Below are 18,876 nucleotides of genomic sequence, written 5' to 3'. Positions count from 1 at the left end.
GCATATGACTGATCGAATGCGCTATCGAATTCAGGGGCTGGACCCCGCGCCCTTCGCCCCGCTTTTCGCGCTCGACGATGAGGCGCTGAGCGCGCGGAACGCCCGCCGCGTCATTGCCACCGCCGACCGCGGCTTTCCCTGCCGGGTCAGCCTGGAGGACGCAAGGGCGGGCGAGGAACTAGTACTGCTGCATCACCTCAGCCACGACGTCGCCACGCCCTATCGCAGCGCCTATGCCATTTATGTCCGGCGCGGCGCGGCGCGCACGATGTGGCGCGACCGGACGCCGCCGGTGTTCGAGGGGCGCCCGCTCGCGATGCGTGCCTTTGGTGCCGACGGCATGCTGCGAACCGCGCGGGTCGCAGGGCCGGGCGAAGCCGATGCCGCAATCCGCGACCTGTTCGCGGACGCCGGCATCGCCTATATCGACGCCCATAATGCCGCGTACGGATGCTTTGCCGCGCGGATCGAGCGGGATGCGAGCGAGGGAGCCGAGCCATGAGCGCCGACAGCATGACCGATGCCGATCGCTGGGCGGCGGTGCAGCGCCGCGACCGTGCGCTCGACGGACGCTTCGTCACCGGTGTGCTGACGACGGGCATCTATTGCAGGCCGAGCTGCGCGGCGCGGCATCCGGCGCGCGCGAATGTCCGCTTCTTCGCCGACGGAGCCGCAGCACGCGCCGCCGGACTGCGCCCGTGCAAGCGTTGCCTGCCAGACGATGTCGCGCGCGACGAAGGCGCCGTGATCGCCGCCATCGCCGCGATCAAGGACAGCGAGGAGCCGCTCGCGCTCGCCGATCTTGCGGCGCGTACCGGCTATTCGGCGACCCATTTTCAGCGCGTCTTCACCCGTCACACCGGCCTTTCGCCAGCTGCCTATGCAAGGGCGCTGCGCGAGGAGCGCGCCCGGGCGGCGTTGAGCGAGGCGGGGCGCGTGACCGACGCCATCTATGACGCGGGCTTTTCGGGGCCGTCGCGCTTTTACGACACGATGGAGGGACGCATGGGAATGACCGCTTCGGCATGGGTGAATGGCGGCAAGGGCGCGACGATTCACTGGGCGGTGGTATCGACGAGCCTTGGCGACATGCTCGTCGCGGCGACCGCAAAGGGCGTGTGCCGCCTCAGCTTTGCGGAAGGGCGCGATGCGCTTGAGGCGCGCTTCCCGGCCGCCGAACTGGTCGAGGGCGGCGCCGATTTCACCGCGCTGCTGCAGCAGGTGGTCGATGCGGTAGAGGCGCCGGCGGCCGGTTTTGACCATATTCCGCTCGATGTGAAGGGCACCGCCTTTCAGGAAGCGGTCTGGCGCGAACTGCGCAAGATACCGGCGGGCGAGACGCGCAGCTACGCCGACATCGCGGCCGCGGTCGGCAAGCCCAAGGCGGTGCGCGCCGCGGGCAGCGCCAATGGTGCGAACAACGTCGCGGTCCTCATCCCGTGCCACCGCGTCGTGCGCAGCGACGGCTCGCTCGGCGGCTATGCCTATGGCCTGCCGATCAAGCGCGAACTTCTGAAAAGGGAAATTAAATGACCGACAAAATCGCGACCTTCCGTGCGCTTCACATTCCCGGTGACCCGCTGATTCTGGTCAATATCTGGGATGCCGGCAGCGCGAAGGCGGTCGCCGCCGCGGGGGTCAAGGCGATCGCGACCGGAAGCTATGGCGTCGCCGGCGCGCAGGGCCGCGCCGATGGCGAGGATTTTCCGCTCGCCGATGTGTTCGAGAATCTCGCGCGCATCCTGTCGGTCACCGACTTGCCGGTCACGATCGACATGGAATCGGGCTATGGCGCCGATCCCGCCAGCGTTGGCGCCTCGGTCGCGCGGGCAAGGGCGGCGGGAGCGGCGGGGATCAATATGGAGGACCGGATGCCCGGCCGGAACGATCTGTTGCCGATCGCGGAGGCGCAGGCGCGCTACCGTGCCGCGGCCGATACCGGAATTTTCGTCAACGCCCGCTGCGATGTCTTTCGCGGCGCCGATGCGGCGAAGGAGGGCGACCGGCTCGTCGCCGCCGTGCTTGAGCGCGCCCGCGCCTATGCCGATGCCGGCGCAGGCTCGCTGTTCGTCCCCTTCCTCGGCGATGCGCGCTGCATTGGCGCGATTTGCGCGGCGTCGCCGCTACCGGTCAATATCCTGCGCGCCAAGGCGGGGCCGACCCATGCCGAACTGGCGGCGCTCGGCGTCGCGCGGATCAGTCATGGGCATCAGCCGTGGGCGGCGGCGATGGCGTGGCTGACCGGTCAGGCGCAGCAGGTGCTGGGCGGCGGCGAACCCGATTATTGAGCGGCCGTTGCGGGCCGCGCCACGGCGTACATTTCCTTTGCCATCGTCTTGGTGAGCGCCCAGCGATCGTCGCCTTCCTTGTAGAGATCGAAGTGGGTGCGGCCGGGAACGAAGCGGAAGCTCGCCTTTGCGCCGAGGCCGTCGAGGACGGCCTTCAGCCGCTCGGCTGACTGGTTGAGATAAAAAGTGTCCGCGGTGCCGACGGTAAGATGGATCTTGCCGTCGAGATCGGGTTTGAGCCGTGCCCAGTCACGCGCGATGATATGCGCTATGTCATAATGATCGCGCCAATAGGTGACGACGGCGGGATAGATCTTGCCGGTCACGCGATTGAACATCGGGCAGGGACGTCCATCGGGGCATTTGGGCGAAAAGACCCAGTCGAAGCTTGCAAGCTGGCCGCCATAGGGACCGAGTACCGCCTCGAGTTGGGCGAACTGGCGAAAGGTCGCGACGACCTTGCCGTCCTCGCGAACGAGCGGCCGGTCGTTTCCGTCGCTGCCTGCATAGGCGTTGGCGGCAGGCGCATAGAGGTCGATATTCGTGAAATCGTGAAAATCGCTCGGGTCGGGCGCGGTCGGCCAGCTTCCGCCGAACAGCTTCGGATAGGCGACCTGCAACCACAACGTCGACCAGCCGCCCGAACTGTGCCCGGTCAGGAAGCGGCCCGACGGACGGGCGTCCATGCGATATTTCATTTCCAGCGCGGGGATCGCCTCGGTCGTCAGTGCCGTTCCCCACGGGCCGTTGTTGGCCGAATCGGCAAATTCGTGCGTTCCGGTCGCGATATGATGGTCGAGGAAGACCCAGATCATCGGAGGAAGGTCGCCCTTCGCCATCATCGCCGCTGTGCGCGCAGCGCTTGCGTGCGCGCTGTCGCTCGTGCTGCCGAAGCCGCCGTCCGAATAGACGGTGGGGTAGGTGTCGCCGCCCTTGGCATAGCCCGGCGGCAAGGCGACCCATCCCTCGATCGCTGTGTCGCGACCCCAGAAGCGCGACAGGGCGGCGCTGTGGACGGACAGCGGCTCGACCGACGTCAGCCCGGGTTCGATACCCGCCCGCGCCTCGGGCGATAGCGCGGCAAGCCAGGCTGCAAAATCCTGGCCCGCGATCTCGCGATCGAGGGACAAGGTCGGCACCGGCCCTGGCAGACGGGCTTCGACGACGGGCGAAACCAGATCGCCGGCGCCGCGCCCGCCATAATTATAATCATGGTTGCGGTCGAACACCGCCTGGATGCGATAGGTGCCCGGCGCCAGTGTCGACCAGGCGGCCGGAAAGGCATCGACGTCGGTGCCGACGATTGCGGTCCGGCCCGGCTTGAGGCTGCTCACTTCGATCGCCGCGATCGCGGTGCCGGTCGGCTCGAACGGCGACGTGTCGACCGCGTCCTGGGGCTTTGCGCCGGGTTCGACCTTTTGAGCGAAGACGATCAGGCGCCCGCTGCCCTCATCGCCGAGATCCTTTGGCGTGACGACCGGAACCGCGATTGGCTCGGCAAGAAGCGGCGTGGCGCTGACGGCAACGAGGCCGGTGGCGAGGGCGAGCGCAAGGCGCAGGGTCAAGCGGGACATGACAAAGGTCTAGCCCCAATGTCGGCCCTGTAAATGCCGATTCGCCTTAAACGAAACTATAGGGATCGACGTCGATCGCGAGGCGCACCTTTGCCGGCCAATCTATCCGACCGATCCAGTCGCGGATCGCGCCCTGCAGGTCGAAACTGCGCGGCGCGTGGAGGAGGAGGCGGAAGCGGTGGCGGCCGCGCAGCATCGCAAGCGGCGCGGGCGCGGGGCCATAGATAGCGAGACCATCGGCGACAGGCGCCTTTTCGCCCAGCCGCTGCGCGACGCCGCGCGCGACTTCGATATCCTCGGACGAAATGACGAGCGCGGCGAAGCGGCCATAGGGCGGCGCCCCGGCGAACTTTCTCGCCGCCGTTTCGGCGGCATAAAAGCCTTCGCGGTCGTTGGCGACCAGCGCCGCCATCACCGGCGCGTCGGGCACGCGTGTCTGGATCAGCACCTCGCCGGGCTTCACCCCGCGCCCCGCGCGTCCCGCAACCTGTGCGATCTGCTGGAAGGTCCGCTCCGCGGCGCGCAGATCGCCGCCGTCGAGGCCGAGGTCGGCGTCGACCACCCCGACGAGCGTAAGATTGGGGAAATGATAGCCCTTGGTCACGAGCTGGGTGCCGATGATGATGTCGACGAGTCCGCCCTCGACCGCCTCGACAAACTCGGCCGCCTTCGCGGGCGACCATAAGGTGTCGCTGGTGACAATCGCGGTGCGCGCCTCGGGAAAACGTAAGCTCACCTCGTCGGCGACGCGCTCGACGCCGGGGCCGCAGGCGACGAGGCTGTCCTCGTCCTCGCATTCGGGGCATAGGCGCGGCGGCGGCATCACATGGCCGCAATGGTGGCAGGCGAGGCGATGGACTAGCCGGTGCTCGACCATCCACGCGGTGCAGTTAGGGCATTGGATGCGGTGGCCGCAGGTACGGCACAGCGTCAGCGGCGCGAAGCCGCGGCGGTTGAGGAAAAGCAGGCTCTGCTCGCCCTTTTGCAACCGGTCGGCGAGTGCCTCAACGAGCGGCGGGGCGAGCCAGCGGCCGCGATCTGGCGGATCCTGCCGCATGTCGATTGCTGCCAGGTCGGGTAGTGTCGCGCCGCCATATCGGGCGGGCAGCACGATATGGCGGTAACGCCCTGCCTCGACCTGCGCGAGGCTTTCGAGCGCCGGAGTCGCGCTCGCAAGGATCACCGGCAGCCCCTCGAAATGGCCGCGCATCACCGCGACGTCGCGCGCGTGATAATGGACGCCATCCTCCTGCTTGAAGCTGGTTTCATGCGCCTCGTCGACGACGATCACGCCCAGATCGGCATAGGGCAGGAACAGCGCCGAGCGCGCGCCGACGACGATCTTCGCCTCGCCGCTTGCGATCGCGTGCCAGGCGCGCCGCCGCTCGACCGACCGCAGCCCGCTGTGCCATGCCACCGGCTCGCAGCCGAAGCGCGCCGCGAAGCGCGTCAGCATCGGTTCGGTAAGCGCGATTTCTGGGAGCAGGACCAGCGCCTGCCTGCCCGCTTCGATGGCGGCGGCAATCGCCTCCATATACACTTCGGTCTTGCCCGATCCCGTGACGCCGTCGAGCAGCAGCGTCTCGAACCCGCGGGCGGCGACGGCGTCGCGCAATTGCCCGGCGGCGGCCGCTTGCTCGTCCGAGAGGTCGGGCGGCGCGAAACCGGGGTTGGGCTCCGGGTAGGGCTGATCGGCCGACACGCTCACCGCCTCGAGCGCGCCCGTCTGGACGAGGCCGCGGATCACCGCCTCGCTGACTTCGCCCAGCGCCGCGAGTTCGCGCACAATGCCTTGGCGCGCGCCGATCTTTTCGAGCGCCACGGTGCGCTGCGGCGTCATCCGTGCCGGCAGCTCTCCCGTGGCGCGATATTCGACGATGGGGCGCCGCGCGTCGGCAAAGGCGGCGCCGGGCAGAACCATGCGCAGCACCGATCCCGGGGGTGCGAGATAATAGTCGCTCGTCCATTCGACGAGGCGGCGCAGCGGGGCGCGGATCGGCGGCACCGGCACGACCTCGAACAGATTGCGCAGGCGGTTGTCGCCGACGGGTTCGGGGGCGCCGAAGCTTTCATCCTCCCACACCACGCCGCCCAGCCGCCGCGGGCCGAGCGGCGCGACGACGACGCTGCCGAGCGGCGCGTCGCTGCCGTGCGGGACGCGATAGTCGAGCGGGCCGAGGGCGGCGGTCAGAAGGAGGACGCGGGCGCGGGTCATGGAAGCGATGACGATATAGGAGCGCGGCGAAAATAGGAAAGCGCGCTATGCCTCGCCGAGCCGATACCCGATGTCCGCTGCCGACGTGCGCCGGCGGATCACATCGCCTTGATATAGTCGACCATCTGGCCGACCACGGTTCCCCAGCCGTCGTGGAAGCCCATTTCCTCATGCTTCTGGCGCGCGGCGCTGTCGCCGTGGACCGCGACGGCGCGATAGAGGGTGCTGTCGCCCTGCGGGGTCAGGAACAGGCCGGCGGTGAAGAAGGGCGCCGGCGCCGGCCGGAAGCCGGGGAGCAGCGTGTCGGTGAAGATCAGCCGTTCGCCCGGCACGACTTCCAGATAACAGCCGCTGTTGGGAAACTCCTCACCCTCGGGCGAGCGCATCGTCGTGCTGAAGACGCCGCCGGGGCGCGGGTCCATCTCGCAAGCGGTGACCGTCCAGGGCTTGGGCACGAACCAGTGCACCAGATGCTCGGGCGTGGTCCAGACCTTCCATACAAGGTCGGCGGGCACGTCGATCACGCGTTCGAGGACAAGGTCGAGGTCGGGGTCGACCGGGCTGAGCGGAAAGGTCATTCGAAGGTCTCCTTCTTGTTCTTGAGCGAGAGCAGATAGGCATCCATGCGGTCGAGCCGGCCTTCCCACAGGCGGCGCTGGGTCGCGAGCCAGTCCTCGGCCAGCCGCAGCCGGTCGGGGGCAAGGCTGTAGGTGCGGACCCGGCCAAGCTTGCGCGAATGGACGAGGCCGCAGCCTTCGAGCACCTTGAGGTGCGCGAGAAAGGAGGGGAGCGCCATGGGGTGGTGCGCCGCAAGTTCACTGACCGAGGCCGGTCGTTCGCCCAGCCGTTCGAGGACCTGCCGCCGTGTCGGGTCGGCGAGGGCGCGGAAGATGCCGTCGATCATCGCCGGTTCGGGCGCAATCGGGGCGTCGGGCCGGATGGTCGACATGGCGCATTCCTTTCGCCCGCCCTCCTAGCTCGGTCCAATACTTAGGTCAATGCCTAACTATTGAGACAGGCACCGCGCGGTGCGATTTCGCTGGCGGATCGGGAGATCAGGCGGTGACGGTGCGGCGCGGAAGGGAGCGGACGGGCTTCGGTCGCCGGAACCAGAAGGTCCACACTGCAAAGCTGCCGAGCATCGCCATCGTCAGCCCCGACAGGGTCATGACGATACGGTAGCCGAGCCCCCCGACCTTGGCGGCGTGCAGCGGATAGGCCTTGTTGAACGCCTGTGCGGCGGGCGCCATGGCGAGCGCGTCGCGCGCGCCGAGCAACTCGCCCGTCTGCGCATCGAACCAAAGCGTCGACCGGCCGTTGGGAAGCCATTCGGCCTGCTGGCGCATCCGCAGCATGATCGGGTCGCCCGCCTTGCGCGGCAGGCTGAGGATGCGGAACTCGCCGCCCGGAAAGCGGCGGCGCGCCTCGGCGAGCATCGCCGCATAGTCGGGCTTCGCAGCCAGCGGGCCGCCCTTATATTGGGGAGGCGCCATCGACTTCTCTGCCGCGGCAATCGAACCGAAGGGCGCGACGACAGCCATCGCGAAGGGGCGAAAGATCATCATCGTCCCGGTGACGACCGAAAGCAGCAACAGCGGTGCCATCACGATCCCCAGGTCGCGGTGATGCGTGACGATCGCCGGCCGGCTCATCCGCTTGGGCCACAGGCGCAGGCGGAAGGTCCGGCGCGTCCGCCACCACAGGATGATGCCCGACACGATGAAGAACAGCCCGCACAGGCCGGCGATGCCGATCACCCACTCGCCGCTGTCGCCGGCGAAGAGATGATGATGGAAATCGAAGATCCACAGCTCGGGCCGCTCCCACTGGCTCGCCCAGCGGGTGACGATCTGTCCGGACTGGTCGGCATAGGCGCCGGCGCCTTCGTCGAAGCGGGTCTGGTGGAGACCGAAGCCGTCGCGGGCATAGATGATGCCCTGCGCGCCCGGCTGCGCCATGATCGCCTCGGTCGCCCGCGTCACGCTGCCAAGGTCGCTGCGCAGCGGATCGCCGCTATGCGGCAGCCCGATCCACGCATCCTTGTGGACGAGGATCGCGCCGGTGAGGCCGAGCAGGCCAAGCACCAGTCCGATCAGCCCGCCGGTCCAGCGGTGCAGCGTGTCGAGCAACTGCATCAGAAGCGATAATCCCAGCCCAGCGTGAAGGTGCGTCCGCGCCCGGCGAAGTTGAAGAAATTGTCGGTCGGGCGCTGGGTGTCGCTCGCATAGGCGATATATTGCCGGTCGAACAGATTCTGCACCGCCAGGCTGATGCCGCCGATCCGCGTCTGGTAGCGCAGGAAGGCGTCGGTCAGATTATAGCCCTCGAAATCGTTGCGCGGGTCGCGCGTCGGGCCAGTGAAACTGCGCGCCAGATAGAATTGCGTCTGGACGCGCGCCGACAGCGGCCCCTTGCCGTAGCTGGCGGCGAGGTTCAGCCGGTCGGGCGAGATATTCGCACCGTCAAGGTCGGTTTCGACCACATCGTCGCCGTCGGCATCATATTTGCCGTCGAGATGGGCATAGCCGGCCGAGACGGTCAGACCGTCGATCGGCAATTTGACCGCCAGATTGATTTCCAGTCCCTCGATCGCGACGCGCTGGCGCAGCACGTCGAAAATGCCGTCGGGCCGGGCGACGAGCAATTGCCCCTCCTTGCTCGACGACCAGAAATAGGTCGCGCTCGCATCGAGCGGGCCGCGCTTCACCTCGACACCGATCTCGCGGTTGTTCGAAACGATCGGACGGATGTTGAGGAAATTGTCGATCTCGACCCCCGGCGTGCTCACCGCGCGGGTGATGCGGCCGACGTCGGGGGCGGTATAGCCCTCGGCATAGCTCGCATAGGCGCGGATGCCGGGGATCGGCTCGACGATAACCCCGCCGTTCAGCAGCACGTCGTCGAAACTCGGGCTGCCACCCTTGACGAAGGTGCGGCCGGCGCTCGCGAGCGTGGTATAATCGTCGATGCTGATCTTCACATTCTCGTAGCGCGCGCCGCCGGCGACGCGGACGAGCCCGTCGAACAATTTGAGATTGGCCTGTCCGAACGGCGCGAAGCTGCGGAAATCGGTCGGCGGCACCCAGACGCGGTCGGTGGCGATCAGCCGCTGCTCGGTCGAATCCCACAGCGCGTCGAAACCGGCGATCAGCGTCAGTGCCTCGAAACCGGGCACCGCACGCTCATAGCTCAGCTTGGCGCCATATTTGCGGCTGCGGTTCTGCGATTGATCGAACAGCGTTCCGACCGGCGCGATCTGGACGTCCTGGAAGGTCGCGATCGGATTGGGTTCGCCGCCGAAGGTGTCGCGGGTACGGTTCCAGAAAATCTGGCCGACGAAATTCCCGCCGCCAAGGTTGCTGTCGGTCAACGACAGCGCCAGGCTTTCGGTGCGGCTCGCGGCGGGATCGCCGGGCGGGGTGCCGCGCGCTGCGCTGGTCGGCAGGCCGGTCGCACGATTGCCTGCCACCGCGACATAATCGCCGTCGCCCTTCAACTCGTAACGGCTGGCGATCAGGTCGAGCCGCATCGTGTCCGTGACCTCGTAGCCAAAGCGTCCGAACAGCGAGAGCGTCTTGGAATCCTGCGTCTCGCCCTGCGTCAGATTGATCCCGACCGGGCGGCCCTCGCCGTCACGAAAGATCCCGCGCACCTCATAGGCGGCGCCGACCGACGCGTCGAAGCGACCGGCCCGATACTGGATCAGCCCCGCCGCCTTGCCGCCCATGCCGGCTTCGGAAAATTCGTCGTCGGCGGTGCCCTGCAGCAGCAGCCGGCCGCTGACGCCTTCGGTCTTCGGCGCGCCGACCGTCACCTGATTGACGATGCCGCCGGTGCCGCCGATCCCCTGCAGCGCGTTCGAACCATAAATGACCTCGACGCGGTCGATGAAGAAGCCGTCGATGGTGAAGCCGTCGCGGCTGCCGTCGCGCAGCGGGGTCGATTGGGGAATGCCGTTGATGGCATAGAGCGGCGAGCGCCCGCGCAGCGTCTCGCCCGCGCCCGACAATTTCTGCCGCGTCGGCGAAAAGCTGGGGGTCAGCGTTGCGACCGCGTCGGTGACCGATCCCGAAATCAGCACCTGCTGATCGAGCGCGTCCTTGCCGATGACATCGACCGTCAGCGGCAGGGCGTTGGGCGGTAGGATCGTGCGCGCCGCGGTGACGACGATATGTTCCTCGGCGTTCGTGTCAGGCGCCGCGGACTGCGCGAGCGCGGGGGAGGAAAGTGCGGTGCAGGCAAGCGCCGCAGTGACAATTTTGCGAATCATTCTCAACTCCTGTTGAGGAGGCCGCTAGTGCGACTGATTCGCAAATGCAAGGGATTTCAAGGCGAAGTTTGGCCGAACGCAATTCCTTTGCCGCTTCGCTTTCCTGGATAGCGCATGGGATGACGAGAGCGGCACACGCTGCGTCTCGCTGGCCGCCCCCCCCCCCGCTATTCGATGGCCCAACTCAGCCGCGAGCGGAACTGCGCGGGGCGCGGCTTTCCCTGCGCGTCGAGGGCGGGCAGGAACAGCCCGCTTCGCATCAGGACCTCGCAGGTCTTGCGATCAAGGATGTCGCTGCCGGCCGATTTTGTGATGTGGCAAGCGGTCGGGCGGCCCGAAGGTGCAACATCCAGTATGAACTCGCTGGCACCTTGCGCCCGTGTACCGGGATAATCGGCAGGCAGGACCCAGCGCTCGGGGCTTATTGGCGTCAGGCCATCGTCGTCGGTGGCGTCGGGCTCGGCGCCTGCCTTGTCGGGCTTGGTCCAGGCGATGCGTAGGCGCGGCAATGCTTGCCGTTTACCGTTGCGATCGACCCCCGCCGCTGCCCAGCCGAGCTTTTTGAGCGCGAGCGCGCAGGACGCATCGGCGATCGCCGGCCCGCCTCGCACGCTGCCAGCCTTGCACGTCGGCGCGTTGCTCGCTTCGTCATGGCGCAGCGTTACGATCGCTTCGCCCGCCGCTTCGTCCGCGAGGCCGACGAGCAACCGGTCGGCGTCGGTGGCACGAGCCACCGGCATCGACGGTTGCGCGGCCGCCGGGGATGCGAGCGCCAGCGCGCCCGCGATCGCCGCGCCGGTCCGGATCAACCCGCCAGCACCTTCGCCATCATCCGCTCTTCCTTGGCGATCCAGGGCGCCATGCTCGGGCGCGACAGGATCGCCTCGCTCCACGCGGCGATTTTGGGATAGGTTGCGGCATCGATCGTTACGCCGCAGTGACGGACGTTGACCAGCGGTGACACCGCCGCCAGATCGGCGAGGGTCAGCCGGTCGCCGACCAGATAACCTGACGCCGGGATCGCGCTTTCCAGATAGGCGAGCAATTTTGGCAGTTCGTCGGCTTCGGCTTCGGCGGCGGCGGCGAGGTCGCCTTCGCGGCCCAGGAATTTGGGGGCGACGATGCGATTGAAGAACATCTTGCCGCCGCAGGCCGCGAACACGGTGTCGCCGAACTCGTCCCACCACACGGTGCGGCCGCGCGCTTCGGGGTCGGCGGGGATCAGCGCCGGTTCGGGATATTTCGCTTCGAGATAGTGGATGATCGCGCTCGAATCGGCGAGCAGGAAGCCGTCGTCGTCGATCGCCGGCATCTTGCCGAGCGGCGAAGCGGCACGAAAGCCGGGATCAGGATCGCCGATGCCGACGCCCTTGAGCTCGAAATCGAGGCCCTTTTCGCCCAGAAACCCCAGCAATTTTCGTACGAACGGCGATACGATCGACCCATAGACTATCATCATGACATCCTCCTGATTCCAGCCCGAGCATAGGCGGTCGGTTGCTCACTGCAACCTGTTCGATGATTGCAGCGATGCGCAAGAAATGCTGCTTGCTATCGGTCGCTTGGCATGCTCCTATTTGTGACAGAGGGGGGCGCTGCTACGGCAGCAATCATCAGGATATGTGTAATGCGCCCTTCGCTCTGGGCAGATCGGCTGATGGCCCTTTCGGTCCGCTTCGTCGGGCTCGGCATCCTGGCAGCGGCCCTAGCCGCGGCGGTCGCCAGCTTCTTCTACAACAAGGCGCAGGAGGATGAGCAGGCGACCCGCGTCGCGATGCAGGTCAACGTCCGGCTGCGCGATCAGCTCGCGGTGCTCGAAGGGGTCCGCGCGCTCTATCAGTCCGACACGGCGGCGAGCGGGCCGGGAGTTCGCGCCTTCCTCGCGGCGCTGCGGCCGCAGGTGCGCGCGCCGGGGATGCAGGGGGTCGGCATCGCCGTCGCGATCCAGCAGGATACTCCCGCCGCGGCCGAAGCGCAGCTGCTCGAAAATTACGGCAGGGAGATCAAGGTCTGGCCGCGGACAAGTGAGCCGATCGGCTTTCCCATCGTCCTTGTCGAACCCGACAATGCTCGCAACCGCGGGGCGCTCGGCTACGACATGTACAGCGAATCGATCCGGCGCGAGGCGATGCGCCGCGCCTGGCAGACCGGTCAGCCGGCAGCGAGCGGGATCGTCGAACTGATCCAGGAACGTAGTGCGCAGCATAAGCAGCCGGGCTTCCTGATCTATGTGCCCGTCTACGCCAACCCGCCCGTGGCTGCAGACGCCGCGCCTTCGGCGGTGCCGCCGCCCTCGGCCGGGCAACCGATCGAGGCCTTTGTCTACGCGCCGTTCCGCATCGAGAATCTGATGCGCGCGGTGCTGGGAAACCAGCTCGATACGGTCGACGGGATCGAAGTTTATGCCGGCGAAGGCCCGTCGGCGCCGCTCGTCTTCCGTCATGGCAAGGTTGGCTGGGACGCGCATGAGGAGACGCTGCGCGTCGCCGATCGCCGCTGGACGATGCGGCTGTCCTACGGCCGCTTCATCGACCGGCTGGGCCGTCCGCTCGCGATCCTGCTGTTCGGCGCTGCGCTCGCCTGGCTCGCGGTGCAGTTGCACCGCTTGCAGCATCGCCGCCTCGGCGCGGCGCAGGCGCTGGCGGAGGAGAAGGAGCGTCATGCCGAAGATCGTGAGTTGATGATCGGCGAAATGGCGCACCGCATGAAAAACGCCTTCGCCCGCATCGGCGCGCTCGCGCGGATCACGCTGCGCGAGGTCGACAGCCTCGAGGCGTTCGAGACGAAATTCGACGGGCGACTGCGCGCATTGTCCGATTCGAAGCAGATGCTGGTTACCGGCGCGGTCGATACGGTCGACCTAGGCCGTATCGTCCGCCGCGAGCTCGACATTGCGGGCTGGGACGCACAGCGGCTTGCCGCGGTCGAAGGCCCGGACGTGCGGCTTGACGAAGAGGGCGCGCAGGCTATTGCGCTTGCCGTGCACGAACTGGTGACCAACAGCGTCAAATATGGCGCGCTCGGCGGGAAGGGCGATCTTGCGGTCGGCTGGCGCCGCGACGGCGGCGATGTCGAGCTGTCGTGGATCGAAAGCGGCCTGCCCGAAACCCCGCACATCGAAAGCGAAAGCTTTGGCACCCAGTTCATCCGCTCGCTGATCGAACGCCAGCTCAAGGGGCAATGGACCCGCGCCGCCGCCGATCACGGCCTGTCCATCGTCATTCGCTGGCCCGATCGTGTCGCCACCGCCTGATCCGCGCTGGCATATCTGGATCGATCGCGGCGGCACCTTCACCGATGTCGTCGCGCGCTCGCCGGCGGGCGCGGTCGTCACTGCCAAATATCTCTCCGAAGACCCGGCGCGCCCTGGCGACGCGGCGGTGGGTGCGATCCGCGACCTGACCGGCGCCGGGACAGGCGCGCTGCCGCCGCTCGCGGTGCGCATGGGGTCGACCGTCGCGACCAACGCGCTGCTCGAACGCAAGGGCGCGCCGACCCTCCTCGCGATCACGCGCGGCTTCGGCGATGCGCTGACCATCGGCTATCAGGATCGCCCCGACCTGTTCGCGCGCCGGCTCGACCGCACACCTCCGCCGCACGCCCAAGTTGCCGAAATCGCCGAGCGCGTCGGTCCCGACGGCGAATTGCTGATCCCGCTCGACGAAGACGCCGCGCGCACCGCGCTGCAAAAGGCGCGTGCGGCGGGAATCGACAGCATCGCGATCATATTGATGCACGGCTATCGCTATCCCGCGCACGAACGGCGCCTGGCAGAGATTGCCGCCGAACTCGGCTTCGCGCAGATTTCGGTCAGCCATGAGGTGAGCGCCCTGATCAAGTTGGTCGGGCGCGGCGACACGACGCTTGCCGACGCCTATCTGTCGCCGGTGCTGCGGCACTATGTCGGCCAGTTCTGCGCCCAGCTTGGCGACGATAGCCGTCCGCAGTTCATGAAAAGCTCGGGAGGGCTCGCATCGGCCGCGGCGTTCCATGGCCGCGATGCGATTCTCTCGGGTCCGGCGGGCGGCATCGTCGGCATGGTCGGCAGCGCCGCGCCGCTGGGCGAGGATCGCCTCATCGGCTTCGACATGGGCGGCACCTCGACCGACGTCAGCCATTATGCCGGGCGGCTCGAACGCGATAACGAAAGCATCGTCGCGGGCACGCGCATCCGGGCGCCGATGCTGCGTATCCACACCGTCGCCGCCGGGGGCGGTTCGATTTGCCGCTGGGACGGTGCGCGCCTGCTCGTCGGACCCGAAAGCGCGGGCGCCAATCCCGGCCCCGCCGCCTATGGCCGCGGCGGGCCGCTGACCGTCACCGACTGCAACGTGCTGCTCGGCAAGATTCAGCCCGAACATTTCCCCAGGCTCTTCGGACCGGCCGGCGACCAGCCGCTCGATCGCGCCATCGTCGCCGAAAAATTCGCTGCGCTGGCGGCCGAAGTCGGCGACATCACGCCCGAGGCGCTTGCGGAGGGGCTGCTAGCGATTGCGGTTCAGCAGATGGCGAACGCGATCAAACGTATCACCATCGCGCGCGGACATGATGTGACACAGGGCTACCATCTCGTCGGCTTCGGGGGCGCCGCGGGGCAGCATGTGTGCCTCGTGGCCGACGCATTGGGGATCGACCGGATCCTGCTCCACCCGCTCGCCGGGGTGTTGTCAGCCTATGGTATGGGCCTCGCACGGCCCTCGACGATCCGCGAGCGCACGCTTGCGCTGCCGCTCGGCGCGAGCTGCGTCGAACCGCTGTACCGCGCGGAGGCCGAACTCGTCGCTCAGGCGCGCGGCGATCTTGCACCCGACGTAACGGTGACGCACGAAACCCTGCTGTTCGTGCGTCTTGCCGACAGCGACAATGCGATCGAGCTGCCGACCGGAGATCCCGCCACGGTGCGCGCTGCCTTCATCGACGCCTTCCGCGGGCGTTTCGGCTATGCGCCGCATGACGATCTGGTCGTCGATCGCATCCGTGTCGAACTGACCGAAGCGGGCGGCGCGCCCGCGGCTCTTCCCGCGCCCGCGCCAGCGGCCGAGGTCGAGGCGGAAACCGTCACCGCCTGGCTCGCGGGCGGACCCTGCGCCGTCCCACTTCATCAGCGCAGCGCGCTTGCTCCCGGCCGCAGCATCACTGGCCCGGCGATCATCGTCGATCCGCTGTCGACGACCGTCGTCGAACCCGGCTGGACGGCAACGGTCGAGCCCGATGGGACGCTGCGGCTCGCAAAGCCATCGGCCATTCGTCCCGTCGCCTTGCCATCGCAAGGAGGCAGTGACGATCCTGCAGCACCCGATCCCGTGCGCCTCGAAATCTTCAACAGCCTGTTCATGGCGATTGCCGAGGAAATGGGCGGCGCGCTTCAGCACAGCGCTTCGTCGATCAATATTCGCGAACGGCTCGATTTCTCCTGCGCGCTGTTCGACGGCGAAGGGCGGCTCGTCGCCAATGCGCCGCACATGCCGGTGCATCTGGGGTCGATGGGCGAAAGCGTGCGGACCATATTGCGCCAGCGCGGTCCGGGCGCCGACGGTCGCCCGCGCGACGGACGCGGCATCCGGCGCGGCGATGCCTATGCGCTCAACGCCCCCTATGACGGCGGCACCCATTTGCCCGACATCACCGTCATCATGCCGGTGTTCGTCGATACGGGTGCCGATACCCCCGCCTTTTTCGTCGCGGCGCGCGGCCACCACGCCGATCTCGGCGGGATAGCGCCCGGATCGATGCCGCCGGGCAGCCGCAATATCGCAGAAGAAGGCATCATCTTCGACAATATGCTGATCGTCGATGACGGCCATTTCCGCGACGCCGCCGTGCAGGAGCATCTGACCGCAGGCGACCTGCCGGCGCGCAACCCGGCGCTCAACATCGCCGATCTGAAGGCGCAGGTCGCCGCCTGCCAGCGCGGCGCCAGCGGCCTTGCCGACCTCGCCGCCGCGCACGGAAGCGCGACCGTCGCCGCCTATATGGCACATGGTCAGCGTCAGGCGGAGGCGGCGGTGCGTCAGCTCGTCGCGCGGCTGGGCGATGGTCATTTCCGCTATGCGATGGACAATGGCGCCGAAGTCGTCGTCACCGTGTCAGTCGATCGCGCGGCGCGCCACGTCACCATCGACTTTACCGGCTCGTCGGCGACGCTCCCCGATAATTTCAACGCGCCGCTGCCGGTCGTGCGCGCGGCGGTGCTCTATGTGCTGCGCACGATGCTCGACGACCCGATACCGATGAACGAGGGCTGCCTGGCGCCGGTGACATTGATTGTTCCCGACGATTCAATGCTCTCGCCGCGCTTTCCAGCCGCGGTTGTCGCGGGCAATGTCGAGACCAGCCAGGTCATCACCGACGCGCTGTTCGCCGCCTTCGGCGCGATGGCGGGAGCGCAGGGGACGATGAACAATTTCACCTTCGGCAACGAGGCCTACCAATATTATGAAACGATCGCCGGCGGATCGGGCGCTGGCCTCGGCTTCGACGGCACCGCGGTGATCCAGACGCACATGACCAACAGCCGGATGACCGATCCCGAAGTGATGGAGGCGCGCTTCCCGGTGATCGTCGAGGAATTCTCGATCCGCAAAGGTTCGGGCGGTGCGGGCCGCTGGCACGGCGGCGACGGCGCTACGCGCCGCATCCGGTTTCGCGAACCGATGGCTGCGAATATTCTCGCTAATCGTCGTCGGATCGCGCCGTGCGGCCTTGCGGGCGGGGCCGACGGCGCACCGGGCCGCAACTGGATCGAGCGCGCGGACGGGACGACCGAAGAACTGGGCGCGACTGCCAGCGCGGACCTGAGCGCGGGCGACGCCTTCGTCATCGAAACCCCCGGCGGCGGCGGTTATGGCGAAGCGGAGGGGGATTAGATGCTTGTCCTGATCGGGATTGCCATCATCATCGCGGGCTTCCTGCTCCGCTTCAATCCGCTGCTCGTCATCATGGCGTCGGCGCTCGCGACGGGTCTGGCCGCCGGGCTTGACGTCACCGCGATCATCGCCGCCTTCGGCAAGGCGTTTAACGACACACGCTATGTCAGCATCGTCTGGATCGTGCTCCCCGTCATCGGCCTGCTCGAAGCCTATGGGCTTCAGCAGCATGCGCGCTCGCTGATCGGGCGGATCAAGGGCGCGACGCTCGCCCGGCTGCTCGCCTCCTATCTGCTGCTGCGCCAGGCGATGTCGGCGGTCGGGCTGACGTCGGTGGCCGGGCATCCGCAGACGGTGCGTCCGCTCGTCGCGCCGATGGCCGAAGCCGCCGCGGAGGCGCAGGGCGTCGCGCTGAGCGATGCCCAGCGCGACGAGATCCGGGCCTATGCGGCCGCGACCGACAATGTCGGACTGTTTTTCGGCGAAGATATCTTCCTCGCCATCGGGTCGATCCTGCTGATGAAGGGGCTGCTCGAAGGCTATGGCTATGTCATCGAACCGCTGCATTTCTCGGTCTGGGCGATCCCGACCGCGATCGCGGCCTTCCTGATCCACGGCTTCCGGCTGCGGCTGCTCGAAAAGCGGATGCTGCGCGCGCCGGGGCAAGGGATCGGCGCATGATCACGCTCGGTTTCGTCTATGTCCTCGCCGGACTGACCTTCGCGATCTTCGCCGCGCTCGGCCTCGGTGATCGCAGCAATCCCAAACGCTTTGGCAACGCCGCCTTCTGGGGGCTGCTCGCACTGTCGATGCTCGCGGGCGACCGGCTCGGCGATTTCGGCAACGGGCTGCTCGTGCTTGCACTCGTCGCGATCGCCGGGGCGGGCCAGATCGGCCGCGCGCCGGGCGGCGACGTGGCGGCGGGCGTGCAGGCCGAACGCGCAGCGAAATACGGCAATTTCCTGCTTGTCGTCGCGCTCATCATCCCGGCGGTCGCACTCGCCGGCACCTTCCTCTTCAAATGGGTGCCGGGGCTCGCCGATCCGAAGCAGGCGACGCTGATCTCGCTCGGCATCGGCGTGGTGATCGCGCTCGCCGTAGGCATGGCGCAGCTGCGGCCCGCGCTCTTGCTCCCGGCGCAGCAGGGGCGGCGGCTGCTCGACGCGGTCGGCTGGGCGGCGATCCTGCCGCAGATGCTCGCCAGCCTCGGCGCGGTGTTCGCGCTCGCCGGGGTCGGCGAAGTCGTCGGCGACCTGATCGGCGCCGCGATCCCGCAAGGCAGCCTGTTCGGCGCCGTCGTCGCCTTCGGGCTCGGCATGGCGCTCTTCACCATGGTGATGGGCAACGCCTTCGCCGCCTTTCCGGTGATGATCGCGGCGGTCGGCATGCCGCTGCTCATCAAGCAATATGACGGCAACCCCGCGGTCGTCGCCGCGATCGGCATGCTTGCGGGCTTCTGCGGCACGCTGATGACCCCGATGGCGGCGAACTTCAACCTGGTCCCCGCCGCGCTGCTCGAGCTGAAAAACCCCTATGGCGTCATCAAGGTGCAGATCGGCACCGCGATCCCGCTGCTCGCGGTCAATATCCTCTTCATCTGGCTGTTTGCGTTTTAGCGCCGCTTTCAAATTTCCGTTCGCCCTGAGCTCGTCGAAGGGCCATT

The 18,876-nt window shown here is 67.5% G+C and carries 15 protein-coding genes; 7 read left to right on the top strand and 8 right to left on the bottom strand.

The genetic code is table 11. The features are described 5' to 3' along the window. Positions 1 to 4 precede the first annotated feature (4 nt). The 3 genes from L0963_RS08880 to L0963_RS08870 are packed head-to-tail and all read left to right on the top strand — an operon-like array spanning position 5 to position 2,288. Positions 5 to 502 carry a DUF1203 domain-containing protein gene (locus L0963_RS08880; protein WP_082819838.1) on the top strand — a complete coding sequence of 166 codons (498 nt, stop codon included), beginning with the start codon at positions 5 to 7 and terminating at the stop codon, positions 500 to 502. Continuing rightward, positions 499 to 1,533: a bifunctional transcriptional activator/DNA repair enzyme AdaA gene (locus L0963_RS08875; RefSeq protein ID WP_082819837.1), complete on the top strand. Its 1,035-nt coding sequence runs from the start codon at positions 499 to 501 to the stop codon at positions 1,531 to 1,533. Before L0963_RS08880 ends, L0963_RS08875 begins: the two co-directional genes overlap by 4 nt. Then, positions 1,530 to 2,288 (top strand): isocitrate lyase/PEP mutase family protein, encoded by a 759-nt coding sequence (locus tag L0963_RS08870; RefSeq protein ID WP_062901135.1) that lies wholly within the window; start codon positions 1,530 to 1,532, stop codon positions 2,286 to 2,288. Before L0963_RS08875 ends, L0963_RS08870 begins: the two co-directional genes overlap by 4 nt. Here the strand turns inward: L0963_RS08870 and L0963_RS08865 are convergent. The 8 genes from L0963_RS08865 to L0963_RS08830 form a co-directional block, all read right to left on the bottom strand. After that, a complete protein-coding gene (locus tag L0963_RS08865) occupies positions 2,282 to 3,862 on the bottom strand; it encodes an alpha/beta hydrolase (protein WP_234179236.1) in 1,581 nt (526 codons plus the stop codon). The two genes, L0963_RS08870 and L0963_RS08865, sit on opposite strands and share 7 nt — an antisense overlap. A gap of 46 nt (positions 3,863 to 3,908) precedes the next feature. Next, positions 3,909 to 6,077, bottom strand: a complete 2,169-nt coding sequence (locus L0963_RS08860; RefSeq protein ID WP_062901133.1) for a primosomal protein N' — start codon at positions 6,075 to 6,077, stop codon at positions 3,909 to 3,911. Between the two features lie 98 nt (positions 6,078 to 6,175). Further along, positions 6,176 to 6,655: an SRPBCC family protein gene (locus L0963_RS08855; protein ID WP_186401249.1), complete on the bottom strand. Its 480-nt coding sequence runs from the start codon at positions 6,653 to 6,655 to the stop codon at positions 6,176 to 6,178. After that, positions 6,652 to 7,026 carry an ArsR/SmtB family transcription factor gene (locus L0963_RS08850; protein ID WP_062901132.1) on the bottom strand — a complete coding sequence of 125 codons (375 nt, stop codon included), beginning with the start codon at positions 7,024 to 7,026 and terminating at the stop codon, positions 6,652 to 6,654. Before L0963_RS08850 ends, L0963_RS08855 begins: the two co-directional genes overlap by 4 nt. A gap of 106 nt (positions 7,027 to 7,132) precedes the next feature. Further along, a complete protein-coding gene (locus L0963_RS08845) occupies positions 7,133 to 8,212 on the bottom strand; it encodes a PepSY-associated TM helix domain-containing protein (protein ID WP_186401248.1) in 1,080 nt (359 codons plus the stop codon). Continuing rightward, complete coding sequence (locus L0963_RS08840) at positions 8,212 to 10,347, bottom strand: TonB-dependent receptor (RefSeq protein ID WP_186401247.1); 2,136 nt, start codon at positions 10,345 to 10,347, stop codon at positions 8,212 to 8,214. Before L0963_RS08840 ends, L0963_RS08845 begins: the two co-directional genes overlap by 1 nt. A 167-nt stretch (positions 10,348 to 10,514) precedes the next feature. Beyond that, positions 10,515 to 11,156 (bottom strand): energy transducer TonB, encoded by a 642-nt coding sequence (locus L0963_RS08835; RefSeq protein WP_062901129.1) that lies wholly within the window; start codon positions 11,154 to 11,156, stop codon positions 10,515 to 10,517. Further along, positions 11,153 to 11,806, bottom strand: coding sequence for a glutathione S-transferase family protein (locus L0963_RS08830; RefSeq protein ID WP_409574522.1), 654 nt, complete (start codon positions 11,804 to 11,806; stop codon positions 11,153 to 11,155). Before L0963_RS08830 ends, L0963_RS08835 begins: the two co-directional genes overlap by 4 nt. A gap of 168 nt (positions 11,807 to 11,974) precedes the next feature. Here L0963_RS08830 and L0963_RS08825 point away from each other — a divergent pair, with 168 nt between their 5' ends. Genes L0963_RS08825 through L0963_RS08810 form a run of 4 tightly spaced genes read left to right on the top strand, consistent with a single transcriptional unit; the run spans position 11,975 to position 18,829 of the window. Then, positions 11,975 to 13,600: a CHASE domain-containing protein gene (locus L0963_RS08825; RefSeq protein ID WP_186401246.1), complete on the top strand. Its 1,626-nt coding sequence runs from the start codon at positions 11,975 to 11,977 to the stop codon at positions 13,598 to 13,600. Continuing rightward, the gene (locus L0963_RS08820) at positions 13,584 to 17,213 is read left to right on the top strand and encodes a hydantoinase B/oxoprolinase family protein (RefSeq protein WP_186401245.1); all 3,630 of its coding nucleotides are present in this window, start codon (positions 13,584 to 13,586) and stop codon (positions 17,211 to 17,213) included. Before L0963_RS08825 ends, L0963_RS08820 begins: the two co-directional genes overlap by 17 nt. Further along, positions 17,214 to 17,894, top strand: a complete 681-nt coding sequence (locus L0963_RS08815) for a DUF969 domain-containing protein (RefSeq protein ID WP_062901126.1) — start codon at positions 17,214 to 17,216, stop codon at positions 17,892 to 17,894. Then, positions 17,891 to 18,829, top strand: coding sequence for a DUF979 domain-containing protein (locus tag L0963_RS08810; protein ID WP_062901125.1), 939 nt, complete (start codon positions 17,891 to 17,893; stop codon positions 18,827 to 18,829). The genes L0963_RS08815 and L0963_RS08810 overlap by 4 nt, the downstream gene beginning before the upstream one ends. Positions 18,830 to 18,876: the final 47 nt, after the last annotated feature.

The sequence above is a fragment of the Sphingopyxis sp. NFH-91 genome (genome assembly GCF_021401285.1).
Classification (GTDB): domain Bacteria; phylum Pseudomonadota; class Alphaproteobacteria; order Sphingomonadales; family Sphingomonadaceae; genus Sphingopyxis; species Sphingopyxis terrae_A.
Note: the sequence above shows the minus strand (reverse complement) of the source record. Positions and strands in the feature narration are given on the sequence as shown.

Coding starts and splice junctions, on each gene's coding strand:
- L0963_RS08815 (WP_062901126.1), top strand. CDS start 17,214: ATGCTTGTCCTGATCGGGATTGCCATCATCATCGCGGGCTTCCTGCTC.
- L0963_RS08880 (WP_082819838.1), top strand. CDS start 5: ATGACTGATCGAATGCGCTATCGAATTCAGGGGCTGGACCCCGCGCCC.
- L0963_RS08855 (WP_186401249.1), bottom strand. CDS start 6,655: ATGACCTTTCCGCTCAGCCCGGTCGACCCCGACCTCGACCTTGTCCTC.
- L0963_RS08870 (WP_062901135.1), top strand. CDS start 1,530: ATGACCGACAAAATCGCGACCTTCCGTGCGCTTCACATTCCCGGTGAC.
- L0963_RS08845 (WP_186401248.1), bottom strand. CDS start 8,212: ATGCAGTTGCTCGACACGCTGCACCGCTGGACCGGCGGGCTGATCGGA.
- L0963_RS08860 (WP_062901133.1), bottom strand. CDS start 6,077: ATGACCCGCGCCCGCGTCCTCCTTCTGACCGCCGCCCTCGGCCCGCTC.
- L0963_RS08865 (WP_234179236.1), bottom strand. CDS start 3,862: ATGTCCCGCTTGACCCTGCGCCTTGCGCTCGCCCTCGCCACCGGCCTC.
- L0963_RS08840 (WP_186401247.1), bottom strand. CDS start 10,347: ATGATTCGCAAAATTGTCACTGCGGCGCTTGCCTGCACCGCACTTTCC.
- L0963_RS08875 (WP_082819837.1), top strand. CDS start 499: ATGAGCGCCGACAGCATGACCGATGCCGATCGCTGGGCGGCGGTGCAG.
- L0963_RS08850 (WP_062901132.1), bottom strand. CDS start 7,026: ATGTCGACCATCCGGCCCGACGCCCCGATTGCGCCCGAACCGGCGATG.
- L0963_RS08810 (WP_062901125.1), top strand. CDS start 17,891: ATGATCACGCTCGGTTTCGTCTATGTCCTCGCCGGACTGACCTTCGCG.
- L0963_RS08830 (WP_409574522.1), bottom strand. CDS start 11,806: ATGATGATAGTCTATGGGTCGATCGTATCGCCGTTCGTACGAAAATTG.
- L0963_RS08825 (WP_186401246.1), top strand. CDS start 11,975: ATGCGCCCTTCGCTCTGGGCAGATCGGCTGATGGCCCTTTCGGTCCGC.